Here is a 24,247-nt window from a genome sequence, read left to right as displayed (position 1 = left end):
TTTTACCTTTTCGAGGGGTTGGGCAAAAATAGCCATATTCCTGGTTCTAAAGGACTTTATTTTAACTATACTGCTTTTACTCAAGACGGCAAGGAGATGGTATATGCAGCAAACCATAGCATCTATGTCGTCAATATTCATTCCAGAGAATCTCGGCTTCTTGTAAGCGGAAGCGTGAAATCCGTAATAGTCGATAAAAACTCTCTGAAAGCGTATTTTCAGAAAACGGACGATACACGTGTTTATTCAGTGAATGCAGTCACCGGAGAAATACTAAAAGTTGCGGACTTGCCGTACAAAAATGTCACGATACATTCTGTCAATGCAGATGGAACTTTGTTGTCAGGAACTTATACGGAGGGTGAGGGGGAAGAATACCATGAGATTACTTTGCCAAAGGGAGTTCTCCCGACAGAGTCGGCTAAGGCGAGCGTTCGCAGCGAATCTAAAATAGGGATGGTGCTATTCACTCTTAATTTGTCTAGCCAAAAAGTAAGGCCGATATTGCACTCGACAGATTGGTTGGGGCATGTCCAATTCTCGCCGAGGGACCCTTCCTTGCTCCTGTATTGTCATGAGGGGCACTGGGAAGATGTTGATCGTATATGGACGATAAAAGCAGATGGAACTGGCAATACTCTAGTCCATAAACGCGCGCAGCCGATGGAAATCGCAGGACACGAATTCTGGGATGAGGACGGAAAAACTGTATGGTATGATTTGCAGGTTCCTATGGGAAAGACGTTCTTCCTGGCTAGCTATAATACCCAGACCGGTGAGCGCAGGCACTACCAGATGGACGCAAACCAGTGGTCGATCCATTTTAATGGGGAAGGATCGAGCGGTATATTCTGTGGAGACGGTGGCGATTCCTCTAAAGTCGCAAAAGCTGCCGATGGAAAGTGGATCAATTTGTATCGCCTGAAATTGAGTGGTGATCAGGGCGAAGATGCCAATGGATACTTTACCAAAGGCACGATTGAGTCTAGACATCTTGTCAATCTATCTAGTCATAAATATAGCCTTGAGCCAAATGTTCGGTTTAGTCCGGATCATCGTTATGTAATATTTTCTTCCAATATGTATGGTGCGACATATTTGTTTTCAGTTGATACTCATTCAACGCGAAAATCTTCCTCGTGGAGACCATTTGCACCGTTGTTAGAGAGCAAGCTCTCTGGTGAAAAGACCGCTATTCAGGTCGTCGATCAGGATCAAAAACCAGTGTCGGGAGCTATTGTAACGATCAAGAATCTTGAAAGCACGCATGGCGCTCAGGTTTATAGTACTGGCGATGACGGTAAGATTCAGTCAGTAGATTTTTATCATGGGCTATTTCGCTTTATGATCGTATGCCCGCACGGAGAATGTGCAAATACGGTTCACGAGGTCGCTGCAGAGCAGATTCAAGGAAAGACTCTTAGTCTTCAGGCTAATGCAAAATCATACGTCAGTGAGTATGTGGCGAACAGCTCGTCCAAAATTTTTCTTACCGTTTTAAATAATAAACGCGAGCCTCTTTCAGGAGTCCGTGTTCTTGTGCGTACAGGAGATGCTGCGCAAGAGGTTTGGGGCAAGACTAACGAGAAGGGTATCTACGAGTTCGCCCCTTATTCCGATCCTGCGACGGTGGTCATCCTCCATAAAAAAATTGCACATAAATATGTCGTTTCTTCAAATTGCTCTAGTGCCAACAGTCAAGAGGCCAATTCTCTAGGCTGTATTGATTCGAGCACGGCAGGTACAGTGATTCTACCCGAATAGGGATGAGCTATTGTTGATTTTTCGTGAATGGAGAAAAGATGCATGGCTTTACGCTATGCATCTTTTTTTATTCACATATCCCTCAATGTAAATAATTAACGCCGCAACAAAGCGAAAAGCATGAAAAAATTCTTGTATTTTTGAGAAAGGATTCGTATGATTGGTCCACCGTTTCGCATGTACATATTTTGAATGTGAAATTGACCTCTTGCTGGCCATGGCAGAGGCAGTTTGTGCGAAAACGTTTTGTGGGGGGATGTAATGTACTGTGCGGGCCGGAGCACTGTTCTTGTTCTCGCTGTTTTTACAGGTTCATATGCATATAGTCAATTGCAGGCTCCTGTAGCTGCGCCGGCAATTACAGGCCAATCCACGCGCTTGTCGACATGGGCAAATGACAAATCAAGTGGACGAGCACGGCAAGGACGAATGGGAAGTAAAGATTCAGTCCGCACCTATGATGCCCACAAGCGCCTTGTAAAGGTCATGGAGCCTGGGCCAGACGGTCAATTAACAGTAGAGACGGATTATCAATGGAGTGACACAGGAAAGCTTCTACAGGTCGTTCAGCATGGATCAAATGATGATGCAGAAAGAGTGCGCACTTTTAAATATGATTCGCAAGATCGTCTAATTTACGAAACTAGCCCAGAAGGTGGGACAAATACATATACATATGACAATAAGTACATGCTTACTAAGACAAATGCTCGAGGAATCATAACAACCTACACTCATGACAGTAATGGAAACCTAGTTAAGAAGAAGTACTCAAATGGAGATCCATCTGCCATCTATGTTTATGATGATTCAGGAAAGATGACTGAGTCGTATCTTGAGACGGTCAAGGGGCGTCTAGCAGAAAAAACGTATCACTATAATGAACAAGGGAAACTTGATAGTGTGACACAAAAAATTGATGTAAAGCATAAAGTTTCATTTACCTATGACAGTGAAGGAAACGTCGCAAGCATTACATATCCTGATGGCTATGTTGTACGCCAGTCGTGGGGTTCAAATGGGCATATTGAATCAATTGAAAACCAAACAGGAACATCTATTTTATCTGGTGCGCAATATAATTCCGACAATAATCTGATATATGCGAAATTCGGAAATACCATGGCAGCAAATATTGAATATGTAGATACTGATAATATCTACAGCTTAAAAATAAGCAAAAATGGTGACAATATTCAATACAAAAAATACAGCTACACCGCAGATGGAAGTGTTTCTCAAATAGACGATTTATTGCGTCCGGAAAATGGATTTACATACACGTATGACAGCCTACAGCGCGTCATAGGCTACAAGAGCGCAGATGAACATTACAAGCAGGTTTATGGGTATGATGCGTTTGGCAATATGTGTACTTCATCGCCATGTATATACAGCGCATACAATCAATTATTTGAAAAGCAAAAAATAAGATATGACGCATCTGGCGATATGACTAGCGACGGTCGGCACAGCTATTCGTATGACGCCGAAGGAAGAATCATTAACGTTGATAGTGGTTCAACTAAATATCTATACTCTGCGGAAGGGTACAGAATTCAAAAGCAGTCTGGCAAGAACCTTGCCGAGGAAATCTGGGTAGGAAATCAGCTGCTAGCTGAGATGCAACAGGATAAAACGTGGACAGACTATGTGTATGCAGAAGGAAGGCGTGTTGCGGCGATACGCGATTCCAAGGCTACGTACTATGTGTCAGATCCGCTTGGCATAATGCGGATGGAATTATCTGCTTCAGGTGAGATTCTTGCGCAAAGTGCAATGACTCCGTATGGAGTTCCACTCAAACGACAATCTGATGCGGAAGAGATTCCATTTACCGGCGGTGAGCAATATGACCCAGAAACAGATCTATATAGCTATCTTTATAGAAGCTATAACCCACTAATTGGTCGATGGATGTCGCCCGATCCTTCCAATGAAAAATATGCTACATTGCGTAATCCACAGACACTCAACTTGTATTCTTATGTTATCAATGATCCGCTGAAATATATTGACGATTTAGGGTTATCATCAAATACGTTTTCATGCGAAAGGCTGTTAGATTTTCTAGAAAGCATCAGAGATGGCGTAAAAAATGCAGTGGATGCATATAATTACGCAAAACAAATTGCCAATGCTAGATATTGGGTAAATGCCGCTAGAGTAGACAATGCATTAAGGTGTAATGCTGACTATATGATAAACGCGGATAATGATGCTACGCTAGTGAATGCTCGATATATGATGGAATATGCCAAAGCGTCTCAGTCTGTTATATCTTTTGCGTACGATATATATCAAAGTGTAATGACCGCTGAAGTCCCAGATAAGGTTTTTAATGCACTGTATGCAGATGTCGTAAGTAACACTCTAAATGTAGCTACGTCGTATGCAACAACATCTATTAATGACAGCGTCAATACGGCAACTCAAAATTACCTAAGTGCTCTTTCGGCACATATAGCTACGTATCACGATAATGGAGATCCCCCAACGGGAAAATAGTGCGCAGAAAATCAAGCATTTAGGAGATGGAGATGAATTGTAAAATGGTAAAATCGGTGAAATTTCTGCTTGTAATAGCATGTTTGCTGTTCGGCGGCACTCTGGCATATGGCATTGGAAATGCGGCTATTTCGATATTTATGCACGTTGTGCGCGGGTCAAAAGTGTACGTAGGTGAATACTCAATGAATCTTCCTCTCCTGTGGAGAGTTACAAACGTTACTCCAAAAGAAAAGATCTTAATGATCTCAAAGGCAGAATTCGGAACATATAAAGGACCGTTTATTTTAGTTTCGGTTATGAATGACAAAAGCTATTTATTGCATAACATTGGGAATAATAACTATACGAAATATATCGCTCAATTTCCGGTTGTAGTTCGCGGCGATAAAATGAATTTTTATTGCAGAAATGTTGTCGACCATCATCTTTATTGTGTTAGTGATTATCTCGTTGTTCATTTTGATTATATTGGAAACAACCCTCAGAAAGATGATGCCTACTCGATATTGAGGTCGATTCAGTAGCTTCGCGTGAAATGTGATGTTAATCAATGTGTCGCATGCAAATGCATATTGATGGAGGTAGCTTGATGGGTGGAGAGAGAATCATTTCAGGCAAGCAAAAAGTAATGCTATCGTATGTGCCGTTTCGCCTCATCATGCTAGTGACCATACTTGTGGCGTCGCGGGAAATGGTAATAGCGCAAGCATCTGTAGATGCAGACAGCACCTGTACATCTAGTGGAATTGCTCTTTCGTGCGAATGTGGAGATTGCTGTAGTGGATCTGTTGATGCTGATGGTCTGTGTGGCGTCAGCGATAACGGAGGGACGTGTGCTACAGATGATGATTGTTCAGGCGGTCTGTCTTGTATGAGTGGTACATGCGGATGCAGCGATGCATGCGATGATACGTCATGCCCAGGATATACGTGTGATAATTGCGGATCTAACTGCGGAGAGCCATGCTCAGGTAATAGTGACTGTGAAGATGGTTTTGTGTGTTTAGGTGACACGTGCGGGTGCGCCGATGTATGTGACGATACATCGTGCGATGGATACACCTATTGTGGTTGCAATGATGACCCTTGCAGATGCGATGGAGAGTGCGATGATGACTGCAGTGACGTTTGCAATAGTTCATCGTGCGTTGGATATACTTATTGTGCTTGTCATGACGATCCGTGTACTTGCGATGGAAACTGTAATGGGAGTGGTACTTGTAGCGACGTTTGTGATAGTTCATCGTGTACGGGGTACAGCTACTGCGATTGTAACGATGATCCGTGTACTTGCGATGGGGAGTGCGGTGATGGTAGCGATGGCGGTGGAGGAGATGGCGGTGGCGGCGGCGGCGGAGGTGGCGGCGGTTGCTATCCATATGAGTGTGGCCAGTATATCTGCGATTGATTATTCTGACCTCGCCATGTATTCTTTGCGCTCGTAAAAGCTATTGAGGAGTTGGTATGTTAAACAATGTTTTTTCGCAATTCTTCCTGGCATTGGCGGTTGGGATATCGTTTCTGACAAGCCTTAACGCACAGGCAAACAAGTGTACTATCCCTAGTGATAGTATACGCGCAAAGGTACTTGAATATGTCAGTGTGCGTTACAAAATAGCCTCGAAGGCCGATCTTACACTGATTGAAAATAAGCAGGCCAATGATGCTTGTTTCTGGATATTTAAATATCAAGCACCTCAAAGAGAAATATCTATATACCTCAGCCCAGATGGATCATACTTAGCGCCAACGCTATACGACATGCGGGTCGATCCGCGAATTGAAGAAGAGGCCAACAGGGAGCGGATTGCTAAAAGCCTGACGGTTGGTGCATCTCCAAGTATCGGGCCAAAAGATGCTGGCGTGACTATCGTAGAGTTTTCAGATTTTCAATGTCCATTCTGCAAACGCATGGCAGACATGCTCATGAAAGTAAATCAGGATGGAAAGGTAACCCCAACGCGCATTGTATACAAGTTTTTTCCACTCTCGATGCATCCATGGGCAATGGACGCGGCCAAGGTAGCGAAATGTGTGTCCATGCAAGATTCAGACGCATTCTGGAAAGTTCATGATTACATCTTTGCGAACCAGCAACAGTTGAATGCTGGTAACGTGAAGGATCGAGTTTCTAGTTTTGTCGTAGAGAATTTAAAGATCGATCAGGAGCAATATCATAGTTGCATTGAAAACGATTTGTCTCTTGGCCCGGTGAACAAGGATGTGAATTTAGGAAAAAGCCTCGGGGTCTCAGGCACACCAACCTTGTTTATTAACGGAATGATCTATCGCGGTATTAAGGACGTAACACAGTTGCAGAATATTATTGATGGAATATCAAAAAATCCATCTAAATCTTCTTCTGCTTCTGACAATGATCTTATTCATACGGGGAGACTCATTTCGTCTGCAACAACCGCACCTAAAAGAGCAAATGAGTGTGTCAGTAAGGAGAGAGTGCAATGAACAATATTTTTGCATCTTCCGCTCGATTTAGAATCAACCTATTTTGGCTTGTTTGCCTTGTTGCTGCCCAAGCACAAGCGATGTCTAGCCGTAGGGCAGCAAGTGAAATCCCCTCGCATTCGTGGATTGATCAAGCTACAGGGCATCGGATTATTCAACTGTCCGAACAGCCCGGCTCCAGGGGGCTTTATTTTAACAATAACGCGTTCACTCCTGACGGGAAGCAGATGGTCTATTTTGCAGAGGATGGTATCTATGTCGTCGATATGGCGACATTTAAATCTCATTTGTTGGCGTCAGGTTCAATAAGAGCCATCGTAATGGCTCGCAGGTCTTCGGCCGTTTACTACATGAAACACAATGACCAGGGAGTGTATAAAGCCAATATCTCTACCGGAGAATTGCAACGTCTTGGAGTCCTGCCTTCCAAGGCAACTATCAATACAATTAACGCTGATGACACTCTGCTTGCCGGTGCGTACATTGATACATCCGATCCAAATTTCACTATTCCAACCGTAGCGGACGGGATTAAGAACTCCAAGAAGGCATTGGAAAGAGTGCGCTTTGATTCGCATCCGCCGACGATTCTTTTTACCTTCAATATTCAAACCGCTGCTGTTTCTGCGATTCTGCATACCAATAACTGGCTAAATCACGTTCTCTTTTCTCCTACAGATTCTTCATTGTTGATGTACTGCCATGAAGGCCCATGGAATGAAGTCGATCGTATATGGACGATTCATGCTGACGGATCAGGGAATCAAACCCTTCATAAGCGAAGTCTGGATATGGCGAAAGAAACGGCCGGACATGAGTTTTGGGACCGTGATGGAAAGACAATATGGTACGACCTACAGACGCCCAAGGGGCAAGCGTTTTATCTGGCAGGCTACAACACTGCAACAGGAGAACGGCAGCGGTATCAGATGGACCGCGATCAGTGGTCTATTCACTTCAACGGAGATCTAGAATCCGGGGTATTTGCTGGGGATGGTGCCAGCGAGTATATGGCGGCAAGTTCTTCTAATGGGCAATGGATTCAGTTGTATCATTTGTACGGTGGCGCAAAAAATGAGAGGGGAAAGGTCCGCTTTAAAGAAGGTATTGTTGAATCGGAACAGCTCGTTGACCTGTCCAAGCACGATTACAACGTTGAGCCCAATATCCAGATTAGCCCAGATCACAAATACGTTATTTTCACATCGAGCATGCTTGGCCCCACATATGTCTTTGCTGTAGAAATTGCTCGAGCAGATCGGGCAAAGGGTGCAGCGAGAAAGCATGCCTTTGAGCCGTCGTCCTGGACAACAGGATCGAACACTGCGCAGGCGACAATTCAGGTAGTGGATTCATCCAATACTCCTATGTCTAATGCTCTCGTGATTGTGAAATCGCTGGATACAGGTGCGCAGGTAGGTCAATATCTTACCGGGCAGGATGGAACGACGCAGCAGATTTCTTTGGATAAAGATCTGCATCGCTTCACTATCGCTTGCCCAAATAATGCTTGTTCAACGACGATTCGAGAGATGTTTACGGCACCATCGCAAAACAAGATTACCCTGCATGCAAATACCCCATCTGCGATAGTGGCTTCTGCTGCAGTGGCGGAAGAAAAGAGAGCGGATAAAATGGTGATTGTTTTGCAAGATGCGAACCGCAATTCTGTTCCACAGGCGCCGTTTTTGGTGCGCACGAGTGACGCCATCAAAGAAGCCTGGTATAAAACCAGTATGAACGGAGCTGCGGCTGTTAAACTTCCGGCTGATCCGTCTGTTGTTACGTTTTTTGTCAACTGGAAGCACTATGCTTACAAGTTTTCCTCATCGTGCGGAACGACTACGAGTGATGATCCAGAGGTTATTGGCTGTATCCAGACCGGTTCTACAGCAACTGTGATATTGCCTGCGCGCTAGTGTTTTGTGCTTCGAACGTAAGCGTCATCCGCAGGCCGTATTGCGGGGGAGCTCATCTTGTGAATCGAGATCTCAAGTGTCCACGTATTTTTAAGTGGACACATGAGATCAGGCGGGGTTGGTCAGAGATTCCGAGAAGTTCCAGGGCAGAAGTTCGGAGATACGCGAGATAGGCCAATCCGGAATCTTTTCAAGGACGCGCTGCAGATAGAGTTCCGGCTCAAGTAAGCGTCGACGTATGGCCGTCTGGACGAGTCTGCATGCGGATGGGCATTCTTGATTGCAGGGCGGCAGAAGCTGTCCAGCGAAAGGGCGTCCATGGATACAAGCTCACAGGCTATTGCTGGTACGAAAACGACACGGCGGTACCGCACACAGGCAGAGCGTCGTCGGATTGTAGAGGAGACTCTATCCGCCGGGGTATCGGTGGCAACGGTGGCGCGGTCGCATGGGGTGAACGCCAACCAGCTCTTTCATTGGCGTAAGCTCTATCATGCCGGGATTTTGGATCAAGCACCCAGCGCAGCCTCGGTCAGCGAAGTGCATCTATTGCCGGTGGTGGTCCACGACGAGTCTGGCGCAGATGAACAAGACACGTCTGCACAGGAAGAAAAGTCGACGGTGCCTCCAGTTGCATCCATGGCGGCGTCCTCAGCGGCAGCAGTGCATATTGAGTTTCCCGGTCGTGCCTTCGTGAGCGTGGTTGGCAGTGCCGATTCAGCGGTGATCCGTGCCGTGTTGGAGAGCCTGCGAGGATGATTCCCGCCAACACGCAGATATGGGTTGTCGCCGGAGTGACAGACATGCGGCGAGGTTTCACTGGGCTGAGCGCTATGGTACAGACAACGCTTCAGCAGAGTCCTTTGGGCGGTCAGGTTTTTGTTTTTCGCGGCCGCCGAGGGGATGTAATCAAGTTCACCCCCGGTAAGGATTAGTGCGGAATTGTCACACTCGTTGTGTGAAACGAGACCAATTGGGCGTCAGCGCGCTCCTGCTGATAGGGTGTGCCACAAACGGTCGTTTTTGCCCACACGATTCGAGACTCTCATTCCTGCGAAATCATTGAGTTTTTAACGAAACCACGAACAACCCCTTTCTGGCACACTGGCTCCAACAAGATCAAAACCCCTGCATGGCCGACCAGCTGAGAGTGAAGCTAAACGACTTCGAGTTGGATCAAAGAAGTAGGATGTAATGGTCGTGTTTTCTCGTGCAAGGTGAAATTTCCAATGAAATCCATTGCTCTGTCCTTTGTACTGATTCTCGGCTGGGTGCCGATCTGTATCGCACAGAACAAGCCCACTGAAGCCTGCCGCTTTCCATACGACGGCTGGGTCACGCCGCCAGAACAGAAACTGCTCATCGCGGAGGTGGCCCAGCGCGCAACGCGACTGGCGTTTTGCGAATCCAAGAAAGGCTGCGTTGCCTCTTCCGCCGCGCCGGGAACGCCGATCCTGATCTATCGGGAGAGCGGAGACTGGACGTGCGGCTACTTCTCTACCTCCACCTACGGTGGGCCGGCGTGGATTCGCACGGCTGAGTTGCGCGTTGTTCCATCTAACCCGCAACCGCCCTTAAAGGTATGGGAGGGGATCTGGGTAGGTGGCGAGGACCGGGTTGCAATCCGCGCTGGGGAAAAGCCAGGCATGCTGCGCTTGGAGGGCAGTGCTCAATGGAAGGGAGCCGGCGACAATGCGCATTTCGGTGATATGAAAGGCACGGCTACGCCCGACGGCAACCGGCTGCACTTTGTCGAGAGTGGGCCCGACAGCTGCATTATCGATATGACGCTGCTGGGCCACTATATCGTCGCCAGCGACAATGGACTTTGCGGAGCCCTGAACGCCCGCTTTCAGGGCATCTGGAAGCGCACCGGGCCGTAGCTTCTTCTCCTCGCCGGTACCTCAATTCGACAAAATGCTCCTGCGGCCTGAGTGAGTGTGACAATCCAACATGAATCCTTACCGTGGGTGTACATGTGGTAGCTGTCGTAAAAATCAGACAAATCGATGACCGAGCGTTCATGCGTCACATGGCCGCTGATCTTGTTTCGCATCTTCCGAAATCTTTCCGCGAATTCCGGGGGAACCTTCTCTGGAAGATCGCTAATATGATTCTCCCAAGCCGGAGCAGTTCCATTAAGTATCGCTTGACGCCTGCCAGTCAGGATGCGCTGGGCACAGCCGCCGATGTAACGATCTTTCAGGCTCGCATCCAGCGGCACGGTATCGCCTCTGTCTCTTGCCACCGCACCGAGTATGAATTCGTAGAGATGATGGATGAAACGCGCATAAGCATTGTAGGTTTTGTAAGCTATCAGGCGTGTTTCGTCGGCGGGTGCTGGAGTAGCCCCTCCGGCCTCAGCTTGCGCCCGCATGATCATGACGGTTCCATACGTCTCGAAATCCTTAAACGCATCTTCGCAACGCAAAAATTCATGCTTGAGCGCAACACAATGCGCCGTATCCATTGCATCTCCAGGCTTGAATTTCATGAATGCCTACGATCGGAATACGTGTAAAAGTAGCCACAGCATGGTTTCAAATACAGTTCACTACAGCTAGGTTAAGACAAGAAGCCTATCCCCGTGGGTCGATATGTCTTGCCTTTGGTTAATACTTCGAGGCTAGCGGTTGCTATCCTTTCGAATGCCTCATTGTAGCTACCGATTTGGTTTGATGGAATTCGCCACTCCTTATTTTCGAACCCAGTTTTGAGCAATACGTCTTTCTCGTCTTCCTTGAGCATGATTGCGAAACCATACCAAAGCGAAGGGAATACACCAGGCTTGGACAGAGTGATTGCTAAACCGAGGTGCCAATACCCGTCTTCCTCACAAAATTGGATGGCACCCATCTCTGTGTAGTCCGCGCCTTCTTCTGCGGGTAAATATCGCACCTCATTATCGACTTTCTTTAGCCACTTGATTCGGTCATCTGGGATACCGATGTATTGAGTTAGACCTTTAGTAAACTTTCCGAAATAGCCATAGCAACGATCTTTCATTTCATTCCAATCCCGTTGCTTACCCATTACTACTTCCCGCATTTCTTCGTATTTCGTCACGTGGGCGGAGCTCCTTACTACGCGCATTGAATTGTATTCCATCGTCCCCTAAATAAAGATGACGATATGCCTATATAGGCTATTTTTGCCCAACCCCTCGAAAAGGTAAAATTGGCTTCGACTACCGTTCTGGACCCTCCTCATCTTCTTCCTGCATGGAGAGTCGCCAGAAATCTTCATTTTGATAACGTGCAGCCAGGGCTTCGATATCGACCGGCGTCGAACTGGTCGTGAAGTCGAAGTTGCCGATTAGATTGACGTTGCGCCAAGCAACGGGTGAAGTGCTCTTGAGAACCTTGACCGCTTCCAAGTCGTCTGCTGCCAGCTTCTGCTCGTATACCCGCGAGAGGAGCAGGGTGTTGTAGTAGATGATTGCGTTGGCGATCAGCCGCGAGCATTCGTTCCAAATTTGCTGCTCCGCTTCGGTCTTCACGCGGAATTTGCCGGAGTTGACATAGGAGATTGCGCGCCGCATCCGGTGGTAAGCCTCGCCGCGATTGAGCGCCTTCTGCACGCTCTGCCGCAGAGTGGAATTGTCGATGAAGTCAAGGATGTAGATGCTTCTGAGGATGTTGTCCAGCTCCCAGAGCCCCTTCTTGGTCTGGTTTTGACGGGCATAGGAACTCAGTTTGCGCACGACCGTCGCCTGGGTTACATCCTTTTGTGCAAGAGATGCCAGGATACGTTGGATGTTAGGCCATTCCTTGACGATCAACGCATCGAAGGTTTTCCGCGCCGGCTTGATCAGGTAGTGGGCATAGTGGTTCGGATGCTGGAAGCCGACCAGACTGGCGATCTTCTTGTGCAGGTCGCGATACCGCGGCGCGAATTGGTAGCCAGCAAAGAACAACAAGAAGAAGTTCACCTGGTTGGTGCCGTGGGTGTCGGTGGAATGCCGTTTCGGGCGGATGTTGGTCGTGTTGTTGTGCAGGATGTCGAAGACGAAGTGCGACTCGTGCTCGTGCGTCCCGATGATGCGCGCGTTGCAAGGCACCTGGTTGGCGACCAGCGTGTAGGAGCTCACACCTTTCTGCAATCCAAAGTATTTGCTGCCGTGCCGGGCATTGATGGTGTGGATCTGGGTTTCGATGCGCTGGCCGTCGCTGCTGGAATGCTTCAGATCACCGATGTCGTATTGGTCGAACATGGATAGCTTGGCAGTGGCGTTAGCAATCTCGTCGTTGCCCGCGTGCAGCGTCTCCGCCCGCAGAAAATTGCGCGCCGTCGTCACAAGCGCCGAGTAACTGAGGCCGGAGACCTCCGCCATCTTCCAGAGGCCCATGTTGGTTCCCATGGCGACGATGCAGGCAAGGAGATGACGCGGATCGGCCTCCTGTTTCACGTAACGGCCCAGGACGTGGGTAAAGGCACTCAGAAAGTTGGTCTTTTCGGCGACGAATCGCAAGAGGTCAGCAACACCAATACCCGGCAAATGGCCATAAAACGGACTATTGATGGGCTCTTCTTCTGTGGGATAGATCAGCGTCCAACGGCGCTTATCGCCGGTGCCGGTGATCTTGATATGTTTGTTCTCGCCGTTCTCGATGCGCCGATTGACGTGCTCGTACTTTTCTTCCAGTTCTGCGCGCAGGGTGGCAAGCGTTTCCTCGATCGGTGCCAGCAGAACAGGAGAGCCAATCTCGCGCAGCACGGCATCCTTGTCTTTCCAGCGCTCGGCACTGATCAGATCGTCCTCAAAGCTGCGAAAATCGTTACTGTCGCGGATGTACACGTTGCCTGCCTCCAGCGCATTGCGTAGCTGACGATAGACAAGGAATTCGTAGCGATCAACCTCCAGACGCTTGTCTTTGCGCTTCTCGGCCGCAGTGTACATATAGCGCAGCGCCCCTTTGGCAATAACGCCTGTCGGGAAATCGGCAGGAGGTACCTGCCGAAGTGATTTGCCATCGCGGAGAAGACTCTGCAAGAAGGCTACCGCTTCGAGCAGCGGCGCATCCTCGACCAAGCCCGCGAAGTCCAGGTTGCAGAATAGATGCCTCAGGTTGAGCTTGAACTTAAAATGGAGAGTGCCATAGTAGGCCCATTCGAACGCGGTCCTGTCGAACTCGATCTTCCGCATATACTCGGAAACCTGAACGAAGCGTTCGGGATTGAGTAAGGAGAACGCCTTCTGCCTGACCATGGAAAATGGAGTCCAGTCCGCAATGGATGGGTCAAGAAACAGGTTCAGGACCTGCCCGCCAGCTTTCAGATTGGTGCTCGCTTCCGTTATCGCTTTCACGGCGGCTGCCTCGGCCGCGAGCTTGGCCTCCTGCTCGTATTGATGAATGAGATGAATGAAGGCCTCGATCAGGTTGTCGTTTATCTGGCGGAAGCGGTGCGCGGCGAAACACAACAGATACAGGCGGACCGTTGGGGTGGCCATCCGCTGTAGCTTGTAGACGGTGTAGAACTGGACCAGCGAGGCATAGTACTTCACACTCTCTTTGGACAAGCCAGCCGCTGCCAAGAAATTATGGCCGAACTCAAATAGCGGCTGGAAGAACTTGCGGCGCTCCACCTCCTGGCGCAACTCTCCATAGCTGAAATCCTTCGGCTCGTGCTTGAGCAAGCTGATTTGGTACATGCCCTCGCCGGCCTCGATCAGCGCCTTGAGTTGCCGCTCGACTTCCGGGGTCAGTGCTCGGTCGAGCAAGCCGGTCATTCGCTGGAGTTCGCTGGAGACAGTCTGCCCAACCATATCTTGCAGGTACGTGTACCCTGGGGTGACGATGCGTTGATGGGCCAGATACTGCAGGGCTTCGCGCAGAATGAAGATGGGCTGCGCCGACAGCATCGCAACTCGCTGCGCCTTCTGTTCGAGGTCTTCCTTGGCGGCGGCAGTGCATAACCGATAGTCGAAAAGCTTGAGAATTACCTGCTGTTGCTCCAGGCGTGTCGGTTTGGAGATCGCCTTGATTTCACTCCTATCCCGCGTCGGAAAATAGCGGCGGAGGATATGTTCCAGATCGTCTGCTATTGCATCGAGCGAGTAAACAAAGAACTGCCGCTTAGCCTTGAAGTATCCAAGCTGAAGGACGAGATGAACCGCCACCGAGATGGTAAATACGCCGTCGGCCAACTCGCGTTCCGTCGGGCTCAGATCGAAGTAAAGGCGGCGGTCATCTTCCGAGAAGCGTGGCAAACCATAAAGATCATCGATCTCCTGTGCGGTCAGGATGGACAGGCGACGGGAGTCAGAGGCCATGCGCGAGTGACTTTCGGCGAGTGCAAAAAATGCACTTTCTGCACGGCAATTGGAAATTGCATTTCATGGTGCTGAAGATGTCATTGAAATCGGTCATATTCATGCGGTCTGGGACGGAGATGACCCGGATTCCATAGGGCTAACATGGCGAAGTGCCGCGCGGAAAATCAGGCGTTTGAAAGCGGTCTCTTCGATCATCGACTCCGGCATCCCTCCCAGATCCACATCTTCCCAACCATACATAGTGCTTACTATGAGCGGCCAGCCGTACTTGGCAATGTACGGCTCTCTCAATAGGGCAAGGTCCAGTGAGGGTGTCATTTTCAGAAGACGACTGCACCAATATCTAGGGTTTACCGCCTGTAGTGCAGGCGACTCCTGACAGCTAAATTTCAGAAGTCATGTGCACCAAACTCCTCTATGCTCAATACTCATATGCACCGAAGTGAGGTGTGGGCATGGCATCCGATTCACCACCAATCACTGAGCGAGGGGTAGCCACCCTGTCGGCCGCAGTATGGAATGTGGCTCGGCACAGGGCAGAGATCATCGGCGAGCTGGCAGCGCTCGAAGAGGTCGGTCATCAGGCGGCCGATGCCGCCGCTCAAACGCTTGGCCTATCCCGGCGTCAGGTTTATGCCCTGCTCTGCCGATTCCGGCAAGGCGAAGGTCTTGTGACGGATATGACGCCAGGGCGATCCGACGGCGGCAAAGGAAAAGGGCGTTTGCCGGAATCGGTTGAGAGCATCATCCGCGAACTGCTCAAGAAGCGGTTCTTGACCAAGCAAAAGCGCAGTCTGGCGGCGTTCAGCCGCGAAGTTGCGCAGTTGTGCAAAGCGCAAGAGCTGCCCGTGCCTGCACGCAACACATTGGCTTTGCGGATAGCCCGTCTCGACCCGGTAAAAACCATGCGCAGCCGGGAAGGCCGGGATGCCTCCCGAAAACTGCAAGGCGCTGGCGGTGTGCCTCCCGCAGTTGCCGAGCCGCTGGAGCAAGTGCAGATCGATCACACGGTCATCGACGTGATCGTCGTGGACGAGCGCGACCGTCAACCGATTGGCCGCCCATACCTGACCATCGCCATTGACGTATTTACACGCTGCGTACCGGGCATGGTGGTTACGCTGGAAGCTCCGTCCGCCGTTTCGACCGGCCTGTGCCTCGCACATGCCGTCAGCGACAAACGTTCCTGGCTGGAAGGTTTGAACGTGGAGACGGACTGGCCGATGGGAGGCAAGCCCAGGCAGCTTTATCTGGATAATGCGGCCGAGTTCAAGAGCGAAGCCCTGCGCCGTGGTTGCGAACAGCATGGCATCCGGCTGGACTATCGTCCGCCCGGACAGCCGCACTATGGCGGCATCGTGGAGCGGATCATCGGCACGGCGATGCAGATGATCCACGACGAACTGCCGGGAACGACCTTCTCGAATCCCGATCAGCGCGGGGAGTACGCGTCCGAGAAGATGGCCGCCCTGACGCTGCGCGAGTTGGAACGATGGCTCGTGCTGGCCGTCGGCACCTACCACGGCTCGGTGCATGGCGGTCTGCTCCAGCCGCCTGCCGCAAGCTGGGCCGCGGCCGTGGCTCGTGTCGGCATGCCGGGCGTCGTCACCCGGCCCACCACGTTTTTGGTCGATTTCCTGCCCGTCATTCGCCGCACTCTAACCCGCAGCGGCTTTGTCATCGACCACATCCATTACTATGCAGACGTGCTCAAGCCGTGGATCGCGCTGCGCGACCGCCTTCCCACCTTTCTGATCCGTCGCGACCCGCGCGACATTAGCCGCATCTGGGTGCTGGAACCGGAGGGGCAGCACTATTTGGAAATTCCCTACCGCACCCTGTCGCACCCTGCCGTCACCCTCTGGGAGCAACGCCAGGCGCTGGCGAAATTGCGTCAGGCTGGCCGCGAACAGGTTGACGAGTCGGCGCTGTTCCGCATGATCGGGCAGATGCGCGACATCGTGACCACCGCCAAGAAGGCCACACGCAAGGCGCGGCGCGATGCGGATCGCCGCAAGCACCTCAAAGCGTCGGCCCCGCCTGATAAGCCCGTTCCGCCAGACTCGGGCATCGCTGATTCGCAGACCGAAAGACAGTCGCCAGCCCAACCGTTCGACCAGATCGAGGAGTGGTAGCCGTGGACGAATATCCCATCATCGACTTGTCTCATCTGCTGCCAGCCGCACAGGGAGTGGCCCGGCTGCCAGCGGACGAGCGCATCCAACGCATTCGTGCTGATCGTTGGATTGGCTATCCGCGCGCCGTTGAAGCATTGAATCGTCTGGAGGCTTTGTATACATGGCCAACCAAACAACGGATGCCCAACCTTCTGCTGGTTGGCCCAACCAACAACGGCAAGTCTATGATCGTCGAGAAATTCCGGCGCACCCATCCAGCCAGTTCCGATGCGGACCAGGAACACATCCCGGTGCTGTGCGTACAGATGCCATCCGAACCGTCTGTGATTCGCTTCTATGTTGCGCTACAGGCCGCCATGGGAGCGCCGTTGCGCCCACGTCCGCGGTTGCCGGAAATGGAGCATCTGGCGCTGGCGTTGCTGCGAAAAGTCGGCGTACGCATGTTGGTAATCGACGAACTGCACAACATCTTGGCCGGAAACAGCAGCAACCGGCGCGAGTTCCTCAACCTGCTGCGTTTTCTCGGCAACGAATTACGCATTCCATTGGTTGGGGTCGGCACGCGCGATGCGTATCTCGCCATCCGCTCGGACGACCAGTTGGAAAACCGCTTCGAGCCGATGATGCTGCCTCCGTGGGAGGCCGACGAGGACTGTTGTTCGTTGCTGGCCAGCTTCGCCGCGTCGCTCCCGCTGCGGCACCATTCCCCAATCGCCACGCCGGATATGGCCCTCTATCTGCTCACACGCAGCGAGGGGACCATCGGCGAAATGGCGCACCTGCTCATGGCGGCGGCCATCGCCGCCGTGGAAAGCGGCGAAGAGGCCATCAACCATCGCACACTCAGCATGGCCGAATACACTGGCCCCAGCGAGCGGCGCAAACAATTCGAGAGGGAACTGATGTGACGCCCATGCCGCGCTGGCCCCTGCATCCGGCACCCAGGGAAGGCGAAGCCTTGTCTTCGTGGCTCAACCGCATCGCCGCTTGCTATCAGATGGACATACGCGACCTGTTGGAACACGATCTCGGTCACGGCCAGATCGATGACCTGGATACCGCGCCACCGATCTCCCTGCTGACACTGCTGGTTCAACGAAGCGGCGTCGATCTGGATCAACTGCGCTGTATGAGCTTTGCCGGCTGGGTGCCGTGGCTGCTGGATAGCCTCGATGATCGTATTCCGGTCGCTCTCGAAACCTATGCCTTCCAACTATCCGTATTGCTTCCGAGATTTCGCCGTAAGAGGAGATCGCTCAAAAGCTGGCGCGCGTGGCTGTCCGGCCAACCGATCCATCGTGCGTGCCCACGCTGCCTGAATGATCCGGCAAATCAAGCCATGCTGCTTGTGTGGAAGCTGCCCTTGATGCTGAGTTGCCCTATACATGGTTGTTGCCTGGAATTCTATTTGGGAATCCCCGGACATTTTTTCGGATGGGAGCACACCGGTTCTTCACCACGCATGGCCACCAACGCAATTGCGGCGATGGATCGGCGCACCTGGCAGGCACTGACGACTGGCTATGTCGAGTTACCGCGCAGGCGCATCCATGCCGGTCTTTGGTTCCGGCTGCTGCGCACCTTGCTGGAGGAACTGAACACCCCGCTATCGCAATGTGGGTCTTGCGGTGAAAGTATCCGCTCGGTTTGGGAACGCTGCGGACACCCTCTGCGTGCTGGACAAAGTATGTGGCGCTCCTATGAAGTTCTGGACTCTGCCGTGCAGTTGCAAATGCTGGAGGCTGCCGCCACCGCAATTCACCTGATCGAATCGGGAGAGTTGGCTCCACGCGGAGAACAGGCAGAGTTGTTCTTGCAAGAGCCGCAGATCGAATTCACCACCGGCTTGCCAGCCGATATGCAGCAGAAGAAACTTATCAACCACTGGCAGAAAGCCATGCAAGCGATCAACGAAGCGATTGTCGCAGCGCGGCGCGACCCTGAGACCGCGCGTTCTTTGTTCGCGTTAGCATCCTACGGACGGCGAGATCCCGCGTCTCTCGAGCATTTGCGCACCATGTTTTTCGAGATGCGAATTCCTCTGGATTTTTTGTCACATTATGACTCCAATGAACCCTTTTTCATGTCATAAGTTAAATAACGGGTTATGAGACAGATTTCGACGGCCAGAACTTGCCGATTCATGCTGTCACGTAATCGAACGTATATGTGACACATCGGAGATGGCACATGCTAATTGGATACATGCGGGTATCAAAGGCGGATGGTTCCCAGGCTACCGACCTCCAGCGCGATGCGCTGGTTGCTGCCGGTGTCGATCCGGCGAATCTCTATGAGGACCAAGCGTCTGGCAGGCGCGAGGACCGCCCCGGCTTGGCAGCCTGCCTGAAGGCGCTACGCGAAGGGGATACGCTGGCCGTCTGGAAACTTGATCGACTGGGGCGCGACTTGCGTCATCTGATCAATACGGTTCACGACCTGACCGGGCGCGGCATCGGCCTGAAGGTGCTGACCGGACACGGTGCCGCCGTCGACACAACGACCGCCGCCGGAAAACTGGTCTTCGGCATCTTTGCCGCGCTGGCCGAGTTTGAGCGCGAACTGATTGCCGAACGCACGCGAGCAGGACTGGCCTCGGCGCGAGCACGCGGACGCAAAGGCGGCCGCCCGTTCAAGATGACGTCCGCCAAGCTGCGCATGGCCAAAGCTTCCATGGAAAGGACCGAAACCAGCGTCAGCGATCTGTGCAAGGAACTCGGCATCACACGGCAGACACTCTATAGGCATTTGTCACCGAAAGGCGAGTTGCGTGCGGACGGTGCAAAACTGTTGGCTGGATGAGTGCTATCGACTTCTGACATTTAGTGCAGTCATCTTCTGAAAATGACAGAGGGAAGGTCTAATCCCGTAAAATAGCTCTCACTGAAGTCGGTATTGTATTTTGATAGAAAGGCTATCACAATGTCTATGACTCTCGTGATGGAAAAATGATCGTCGGATACGCCCGCACTTCCACAGTGGATCAACACGCTGGCTTTGAAGCTCAATTGCGAGAACTCGCCGCGGCCGGCTGCGAAAAGACCTTTCAGGAGCAGGTCTCCTCGGTCGCCGACAGAATCCAACTTCGCTCTGCCCTGGAGTACGTCAGGGAAGGCGACATACTCGTCGTCTCCAAACTGGATCGGCTCGCACGTTCGGTTCTGGATCTGATGGCGATTCTCCAAACCTTGGAGAGCAAGCGGGTCGGGGTGCGGATTTTGAACCTCGGCATGGACACCCAGACTCCCACCGGCAAGCTGATGCTGACAATGCTGGGAGCGGTCGCCCAGTTCGAGCGGGAAATGATGCTGGAACGGCAGCGGGAAGGTATCGCCAAGGCCAAGTCGGAAGGGCGTTACAAAGGGCGCAAACCCATCGCGGAAGACCTGCGACACAACGTTCTGAAACTGGCCACCGAAGGGCTCACCCGGAAAGCTGTCGCATCACAGCTCGGCATCGGCGAAGCGACAGTCTATCGGATTCTGGCTACCAAGAGACCCCAGAATCCTTAACCGGACTTTTCGTCCAATTGTTCCAAAGACCCTGAGTTACCAGGATGGATATTTGCCTTATGGACCCCACTGGAATGCCAATTTTACCTTTTCGAGGGGTTGGGCAAAAATAGCCGGAGAGCAAAAATTAATACACGATCTTATACCATTACTGGTATAGTCGTATGGTGAGTTCTTCAGAAAAACCGCTGATCTGGCTCGGGAGCAGCAAGAAGGATTTGATGGCACTCCCCGTCGATGTACGGAAATTCTTTGGCCATAGCCTTCACTTTGCTCAAAACGGCGAGCAACACGAGGCCGCTAAGGTGTTGAAAGGTTTTGGCGGCGCCGGAGTTCTGGAGGTCGTCGAAGACGACTCAGGCGGGACTTACCGAGCGGTCTATACGATCAAGTTCAAAGAGGCAGTGTTCGTGCTGCACTGTTTTCAGAAAAAGAGTAAGAGCGGTATCTCGACGCCGAAGAAAGACATGGACATCATTCAGGCTCGGCTGAAAGCAGCCGAAGCCGTGGCGAAGGAGCTACGACATGGCAAAGCGAATTCCTGACAGTATCGAAGTAGAAATGAGTTCCGGCAATGTGTTTGCCGATCTTGGGCTTCCCGATGCAGAGCAACTCAAGATCAAGTCCGGCCTGGTCATTGAAATCAGCCGGGCAGTGCGGCGTTTTGGCCTCACCCAGGAAGAAGCCGGTCGCCGGATGGGCATTTCACAGGCAAAGGTATCTGGATTGATGCGCGGTGATTTTTCGAATCTTTCAGAACGTAAGTTGATGGAATGTTTGAATCGCCTGGGCTACAACATCGAAATTAAATTAATTCCCGCAGCCGATTCTGTGGGTCATCGAACTTTAGCCGTGGCCTGACAGGACTATTGGCAATAGAAAAGAAGCCGTCCCCTTCCTCTTCAACGGGAAGGGGTTTGCTTTTTGGCGGGGTGGGTTTGGGAGGGGCGCTCAACGCCCTCCCAATGGGTGTGAGCGAAGCGAACTGACCGCCTCATGGGCGCACCTTTTTGTTCTATTCCGATCATTTGGGATTTTTCAACAGGTTCAGGTAAAGCAACTATAGGAAAAGGACTATAGGTTTAACTATAGGATTCTCCTCCAAAGTGGCCGTGGCCTATCTCCTCCAAAGTGGCCGTGGATTCATCCTCCAAAGTGGCCGTGGATAATTTGCAGAATCAACAGGGTTTTCCTCTTCACATTGAATGCCCTATGTCGTGGTGAGCAGCCGCCGCGCAATGGGCGGTGGACTGTTGTAGAGGGTGGGGTTTGAGGCGCAGTGGAACGGAGAACCGGGTTAAGCAAGCTCAGAACCCAGACAGCGTAGCTGTATGCGTTTCGACGCCAAACTCTCCGACAATCTCATTTCGGCGGCTTTGAAGGCGCGATTTGAAGCAGCTCACTGATCGGAGAGACCACTCCCCAATAAGAAAATGAATTTTCTTGAGCTTTATATCTGTTAGATATATCTTGAAGATGTATGAAGCACAATAGAACCGCCTATGTCATCCTCGGCATGCTCTCTATCGAACCCAACAAATCTGGTTACGATCTTCACAAGGCAATTGAAGAGAACTTCGGCAGTTTTTGGGGTGAGAGCTACGGGCAAATCTATCCGACCCTGAAGCAGTTGGCAGCAGAAGGCTTGATTCTGCCCAGCAAGTCGACCTCTGGCCCGGGCAAGCAACGGCAGGAGTATACGCTGACCGATACTGGGCGTCTCTGTCTCCGCGAGTGGCTGTCTCAGCCCTTTCAGAACGATCCACCGCGTAATGAATTCATGCTCAAGTTGTTTTTTGGCCGTGAGGCGACGCCAGGCGTGGCACTCGAGCACGTGCGTGAATTGCAACGCAGGAACCAACAGTCGATGGCCATGTTTGAAGACATTGAGAAAGCCGCCAATCAGCAGCAATCGCAAAACCCTCACCTGCCCTACTGGATGCTGACCCTGAACCTTGGCATGGCCATGACCCGCGCCGCGCTCGAATGGGGCGAGTCGGCGATTGCCCAACTCACTGCGATGGAAGCCGTCGGAATTACGCCCGCTCAGCAAACAGAAACGATCACGAAGAGTCCTGATCAACTCGTGAAAATTGCACCCCGGACGCACAAGCCTCACGCACTTTACTAAAGGAGAACCGCAAGATGCCTTCCACCATTCGTTCTGACCGCTCCTCTCAGATTGTTGCCTGGGCCGTCGTCAGCCTCTTCATTGCCGGCAATTTTCTCTCCGTGGTGGGCGCGTGGACCGGCCCGATCACGGGCGTCTGGTTTGTCGGTACGCAGAAGCCGCGCCGGGGTTTTCTCTGGCTGCTCGCAATCACCTTCTTTCCTGGTCTCGTCGTCAACTGGCGCAAATTTCCACTCAACGCTCCGGAGCAAGCAATGGGCTACTTGGTATTGGCCTTGCTAACGGCCGTGCTGGCCATTTTACCCCTGACCTTTCACCGGCTGGTCAGTCCCCGTCTGGCGGGATTTTTCTCCACGCTGCCGTTTCCGCTGGCGACGGTTGCCATCCCCGCGCTTGTTGTCGCACTGCACGCTGGCGTGGTTCCACAGGCCGGACCGAAGACGGTTCTTATAGCTTGGTTTGCAGCCACGCTAGTATGGATGTGGAACCGCGAATCGCGCGCCACGACCGCCTTCCTCGGCGCAGGCTTCGTTCTTGCCATGGCCCTCGAACTGATCGGTCGCTTCACCGGCGTCGCGCTGCCCATGGCCTTCCGAAACAGTACAATCGCCGGTTACGCCTGCTTCGGAGGCGCGTTGTTCCTAGCCGTTTGGGCGCTCTTTCATCCCCTCCCCGAACGCAGTTGGGCTGATCGGCGCGAGGCTGTTGCTCGACTGCAAAGCCCCTTTACCGGAGAGACATTGCAAGTGGCCGGCGAACCGGGGGATGAGGCGTTGGTCAGTAATGCAGGCGAAAGCTTCCCGGTACTGAGCGGCATTCCGAGATTTCTCAAGCCACAAGATCTTACCGGCGACAACGGCAAATACAACCACCTATACGAACTCATCGGCGGATTCTACAACGACATTCAGCGCGTATATAGTCCGCTCAAAGGATTCGACCTGGAGGATTATTTTCTCAGTTACATGCGTCTGCTGGAGGTCAAGCCCGGCGATTCGGTGCTGGAGACTTCGGTGGGCACCGGACTCAACTTCAAATATCTGCCCCACGGGGTCAAACTCTCCGGCCTCGATCTGTCGCCCGAGATGCTGGCAAACTGCCAAGTCAATCTGCGCCGCTGGGGGATGGATGCTGATCTTTTCCTCGGCAATGCTGAGACGCTTCCCTTTGTAGATGCCAGCTTCGATGTGGTGTTTCATGTTGGCGGCATTAACTTCTTCAACGACCGCGCCCAAGCCATCCGAGAGATGATTCGCGTCGCCAAGCCAGGAAGTCTCCTGCTCATCGCCGATGAATCCGAAAAGCATGTAAAGGAAGTTTATGAAAAAGGGCTCGGTAGCTTTTACAAGAACCGCAAGGAACCGGTCAGCGCTCCCATTAGTCTTGTGCCGCCCGAGATGCAAGAAGTGCACCTCGAATCGCTGAAGAACGGCATGTTCTACGCGCTGACCTTTCGAAAACCCAGAGAGGGCGATTCGGGAGATGCTGCGTTGGAAGTGGATAAGGTCGACTGTTCGTGTGGGGTGTGA

The 24,247-nt window shown here is 51.8% G+C and carries 21 protein-coding genes and 1 pseudogene; 18 read left to right on the top strand and 4 right to left on the bottom strand.

Annotated elements, in window-relative coordinates; all coding sequences use genetic code 11:
• Nucleotides 1–18 precede the first annotated feature (18 nt).
• The 6 genes from ACOBR2_RS21420 (at nt 19) to ACOBR2_RS21395 (ending at nt 8,660) form a co-directional block, all read left to right on the top strand.
• Nucleotides 19–1,764, top strand: coding sequence for an oligogalacturonate lyase family protein (locus tag ACOBR2_RS21420; RefSeq protein ID WP_420240078.1), 1,746 nt, complete (start codon nt 19–21; stop codon nt 1,762–1,764).
• 261 nt (nt 1,765–2,025) lie between these two features.
• Nucleotides 2,026–4,272: an RHS repeat domain-containing protein gene (locus ACOBR2_RS21415; protein ID WP_420240077.1), complete on the top strand. Its 2,247-nt coding sequence runs from the start codon at nt 2,026–2,028 to the stop codon at nt 4,270–4,272.
• A 32-nt stretch (nt 4,273–4,304) separates the two neighbouring features.
• Nucleotides 4,305–4,799 (top strand): hypothetical protein, encoded by a 495-nt coding sequence (locus ACOBR2_RS21410; RefSeq protein WP_420240076.1) that lies wholly within the window; start codon nt 4,305–4,307, stop codon nt 4,797–4,799.
• Between the two features lie 528 nt (nt 4,800–5,327).
• On the top strand, nt 5,328–5,720 hold the full coding sequence (locus tag ACOBR2_RS21405) for a hypothetical protein (RefSeq protein WP_420240075.1): 393 nt from the start codon (nt 5,328–5,330) through the stop codon (nt 5,718–5,720).
• Between the two features lie 19 nt (nt 5,721–5,739).
• Nucleotides 5,740–6,741, top strand: coding sequence for a thioredoxin domain-containing protein (locus ACOBR2_RS21400; protein ID WP_420240074.1), 1,002 nt, complete (start codon nt 5,740–5,742; stop codon nt 6,739–6,741).
• Nucleotides 6,738–8,660: an oligogalacturonate lyase family protein gene (locus ACOBR2_RS21395; RefSeq protein WP_420240073.1), complete on the top strand. Its 1,923-nt coding sequence runs from the start codon at nt 6,738–6,740 to the stop codon at nt 8,658–8,660. Before ACOBR2_RS21400 ends, ACOBR2_RS21395 begins: the two co-directional genes overlap by 4 nt.
• Before the next feature lie 108 nt (nt 8,661–8,768).
• On the opposite strand, the gene ACOBR2_RS21390 is transcribed toward ACOBR2_RS21395, so the two are convergent.
• Nucleotides 8,769–8,900, bottom strand: a complete 132-nt coding sequence (locus ACOBR2_RS21390) for a transposase domain-containing protein (protein WP_420240137.1) — start codon at nt 8,898–8,900, stop codon at nt 8,769–8,771.
• 78 nt (nt 8,901–8,978) lie between these two features.
• On the opposite strand from ACOBR2_RS21390, the gene tnpA reads away from it, so the two are divergent.
• The 3 genes from tnpA (at nt 8,979) to ACOBR2_RS21375 (ending at nt 10,543) form a co-directional block, all read left to right on the top strand.
• Nucleotides 8,979–9,419 (top strand): IS66-like element accessory protein TnpA, encoded by a 441-nt coding sequence (gene tnpA, locus ACOBR2_RS21385; protein ID WP_420240072.1) that lies wholly within the window; start codon nt 8,979–8,981, stop codon nt 9,417–9,419.
• On the top strand, nt 9,416–9,595 hold the full coding sequence (gene tnpB, locus ACOBR2_RS21380) for an IS66 family insertion sequence element accessory protein TnpB (RefSeq protein WP_420240071.1): 180 nt from the start codon (nt 9,416–9,418) through the stop codon (nt 9,593–9,595). The genes tnpA and tnpB overlap by 4 nt, the downstream gene beginning before the upstream one ends.
• A 294-nt stretch (nt 9,596–9,889) precedes the next feature.
• Nucleotides 9,890–10,543 (top strand): hypothetical protein, encoded by a 654-nt coding sequence (locus tag ACOBR2_RS21375; RefSeq protein ID WP_420240070.1) that lies wholly within the window; start codon nt 9,890–9,892, stop codon nt 10,541–10,543.
• Here the strand turns inward: ACOBR2_RS21375 and ACOBR2_RS21370 are convergent.
• The 3 genes from ACOBR2_RS21370 to ACOBR2_RS21360 all read right to left on the bottom strand — a co-directional run bounded on the left by ACOBR2_RS21370 (nt 10,513) and on the right by ACOBR2_RS21360 (nt 14,934).
• Complete coding sequence (locus ACOBR2_RS21370) at nt 10,513–11,130, bottom strand: hypothetical protein (protein ID WP_420240069.1); 618 nt, start codon at nt 11,128–11,130, stop codon at nt 10,513–10,515. The two genes, ACOBR2_RS21375 and ACOBR2_RS21370, sit on opposite strands and share 31 nt — an antisense overlap.
• A gap of 95 nt (nt 11,131–11,225) precedes the next feature.
• A complete protein-coding gene (locus ACOBR2_RS21365; RefSeq protein WP_420240068.1) occupies nt 11,226–11,726 on the bottom strand; it encodes a hypothetical protein in 501 nt (166 codons plus the stop codon).
• 121 nt (nt 11,727–11,847) lie between these two features.
• Nucleotides 11,848–14,934 carry a Tn3 family transposase gene (locus ACOBR2_RS21360; protein WP_420240067.1) on the bottom strand — a complete coding sequence of 1,029 codons (3,087 nt, stop codon included), beginning with the start codon at nt 14,932–14,934 and terminating at the stop codon, nt 11,848–11,850.
• A 458-nt stretch (nt 14,935–15,392) separates the two neighbouring features.
• Here ACOBR2_RS21360 and ACOBR2_RS21355 point away from each other — a divergent pair, with 458 nt between their 5' ends.
• The 9 genes and pseudogenes from ACOBR2_RS21355 to ACOBR2_RS21315 all read left to right on the top strand — a co-directional run bounded on the left by ACOBR2_RS21355 (nt 15,393) and on the right by ACOBR2_RS21315 (nt 24,247).
• On the top strand, nt 15,393–17,072 hold the full coding sequence (locus tag ACOBR2_RS21355; protein WP_420240066.1) for a Mu transposase C-terminal domain-containing protein: 1,680 nt from the start codon (nt 15,393–15,395) through the stop codon (nt 17,070–17,072).
• 2 nt (nt 17,073–17,074) lie between these two features.
• Nucleotides 17,075–17,983 carry a TniB family NTP-binding protein gene (locus tag ACOBR2_RS21350; protein WP_420240065.1) on the top strand — a complete coding sequence of 303 codons (909 nt, stop codon included), beginning with the start codon at nt 17,075–17,077 and terminating at the stop codon, nt 17,981–17,983.
• Nucleotides 17,980–19,186 (top strand): annotated as a pseudogene (locus ACOBR2_RS21345) (TniQ family protein). Before ACOBR2_RS21350 ends, ACOBR2_RS21345 begins: the two are co-directional and overlap by 4 nt.
• A 79-nt stretch (nt 19,187–19,265) precedes the next feature.
• Complete coding sequence (locus ACOBR2_RS21340; protein WP_420240064.1) at nt 19,266–19,877, top strand: recombinase family protein; 612 nt, start codon at nt 19,266–19,268, stop codon at nt 19,875–19,877.
• Between the two features lie 146 nt (nt 19,878–20,023).
• Complete coding sequence (locus ACOBR2_RS21335; protein WP_420240063.1) at nt 20,024–20,587, top strand: recombinase family protein; 564 nt, start codon at nt 20,024–20,026, stop codon at nt 20,585–20,587.
• Between the two features lie 167 nt (nt 20,588–20,754).
• Nucleotides 20,755–21,132 carry a type II toxin-antitoxin system RelE/ParE family toxin gene (locus ACOBR2_RS21330; RefSeq protein ID WP_420240136.1) on the top strand — a complete coding sequence of 126 codons (378 nt, stop codon included), beginning with the start codon at nt 20,755–20,757 and terminating at the stop codon, nt 21,130–21,132.
• Nucleotides 21,113–21,448: a helix-turn-helix domain-containing protein gene (locus ACOBR2_RS21325; RefSeq protein ID WP_420240062.1), complete on the top strand. Its 336-nt coding sequence runs from the start codon at nt 21,113–21,115 to the stop codon at nt 21,446–21,448. The genes ACOBR2_RS21330 and ACOBR2_RS21325 overlap by 20 nt, the downstream gene beginning before the upstream one ends.
• A gap of 619 nt (nt 21,449–22,067) precedes the next feature.
• Entirely contained in the window at nt 22,068–22,718 is a 651-nt protein-coding gene (locus ACOBR2_RS21320) for a PadR family transcriptional regulator (RefSeq protein WP_420237743.1), read from the top strand.
• Nucleotides 22,719–22,732: 14 nt separating this feature from the next.
• Complete coding sequence (locus ACOBR2_RS21315) at nt 22,733–24,247, top strand: methyltransferase domain-containing protein (RefSeq protein WP_420237744.1); 1,515 nt, start codon at nt 22,733–22,735, stop codon at nt 24,245–24,247.

Source organism: Telmatobacter bradus (assembly GCF_048629425.1).
In the GTDB taxonomy this organism is placed as follows: domain Bacteria; phylum Acidobacteriota; class Terriglobia; order Terriglobales; family Acidobacteriaceae; genus Telmatobacter; species Telmatobacter bradus.
The sequence above is the reverse complement of the archived record's forward strand: the minus strand, read 5'-3'. Positions and strand labels throughout refer to the sequence as shown.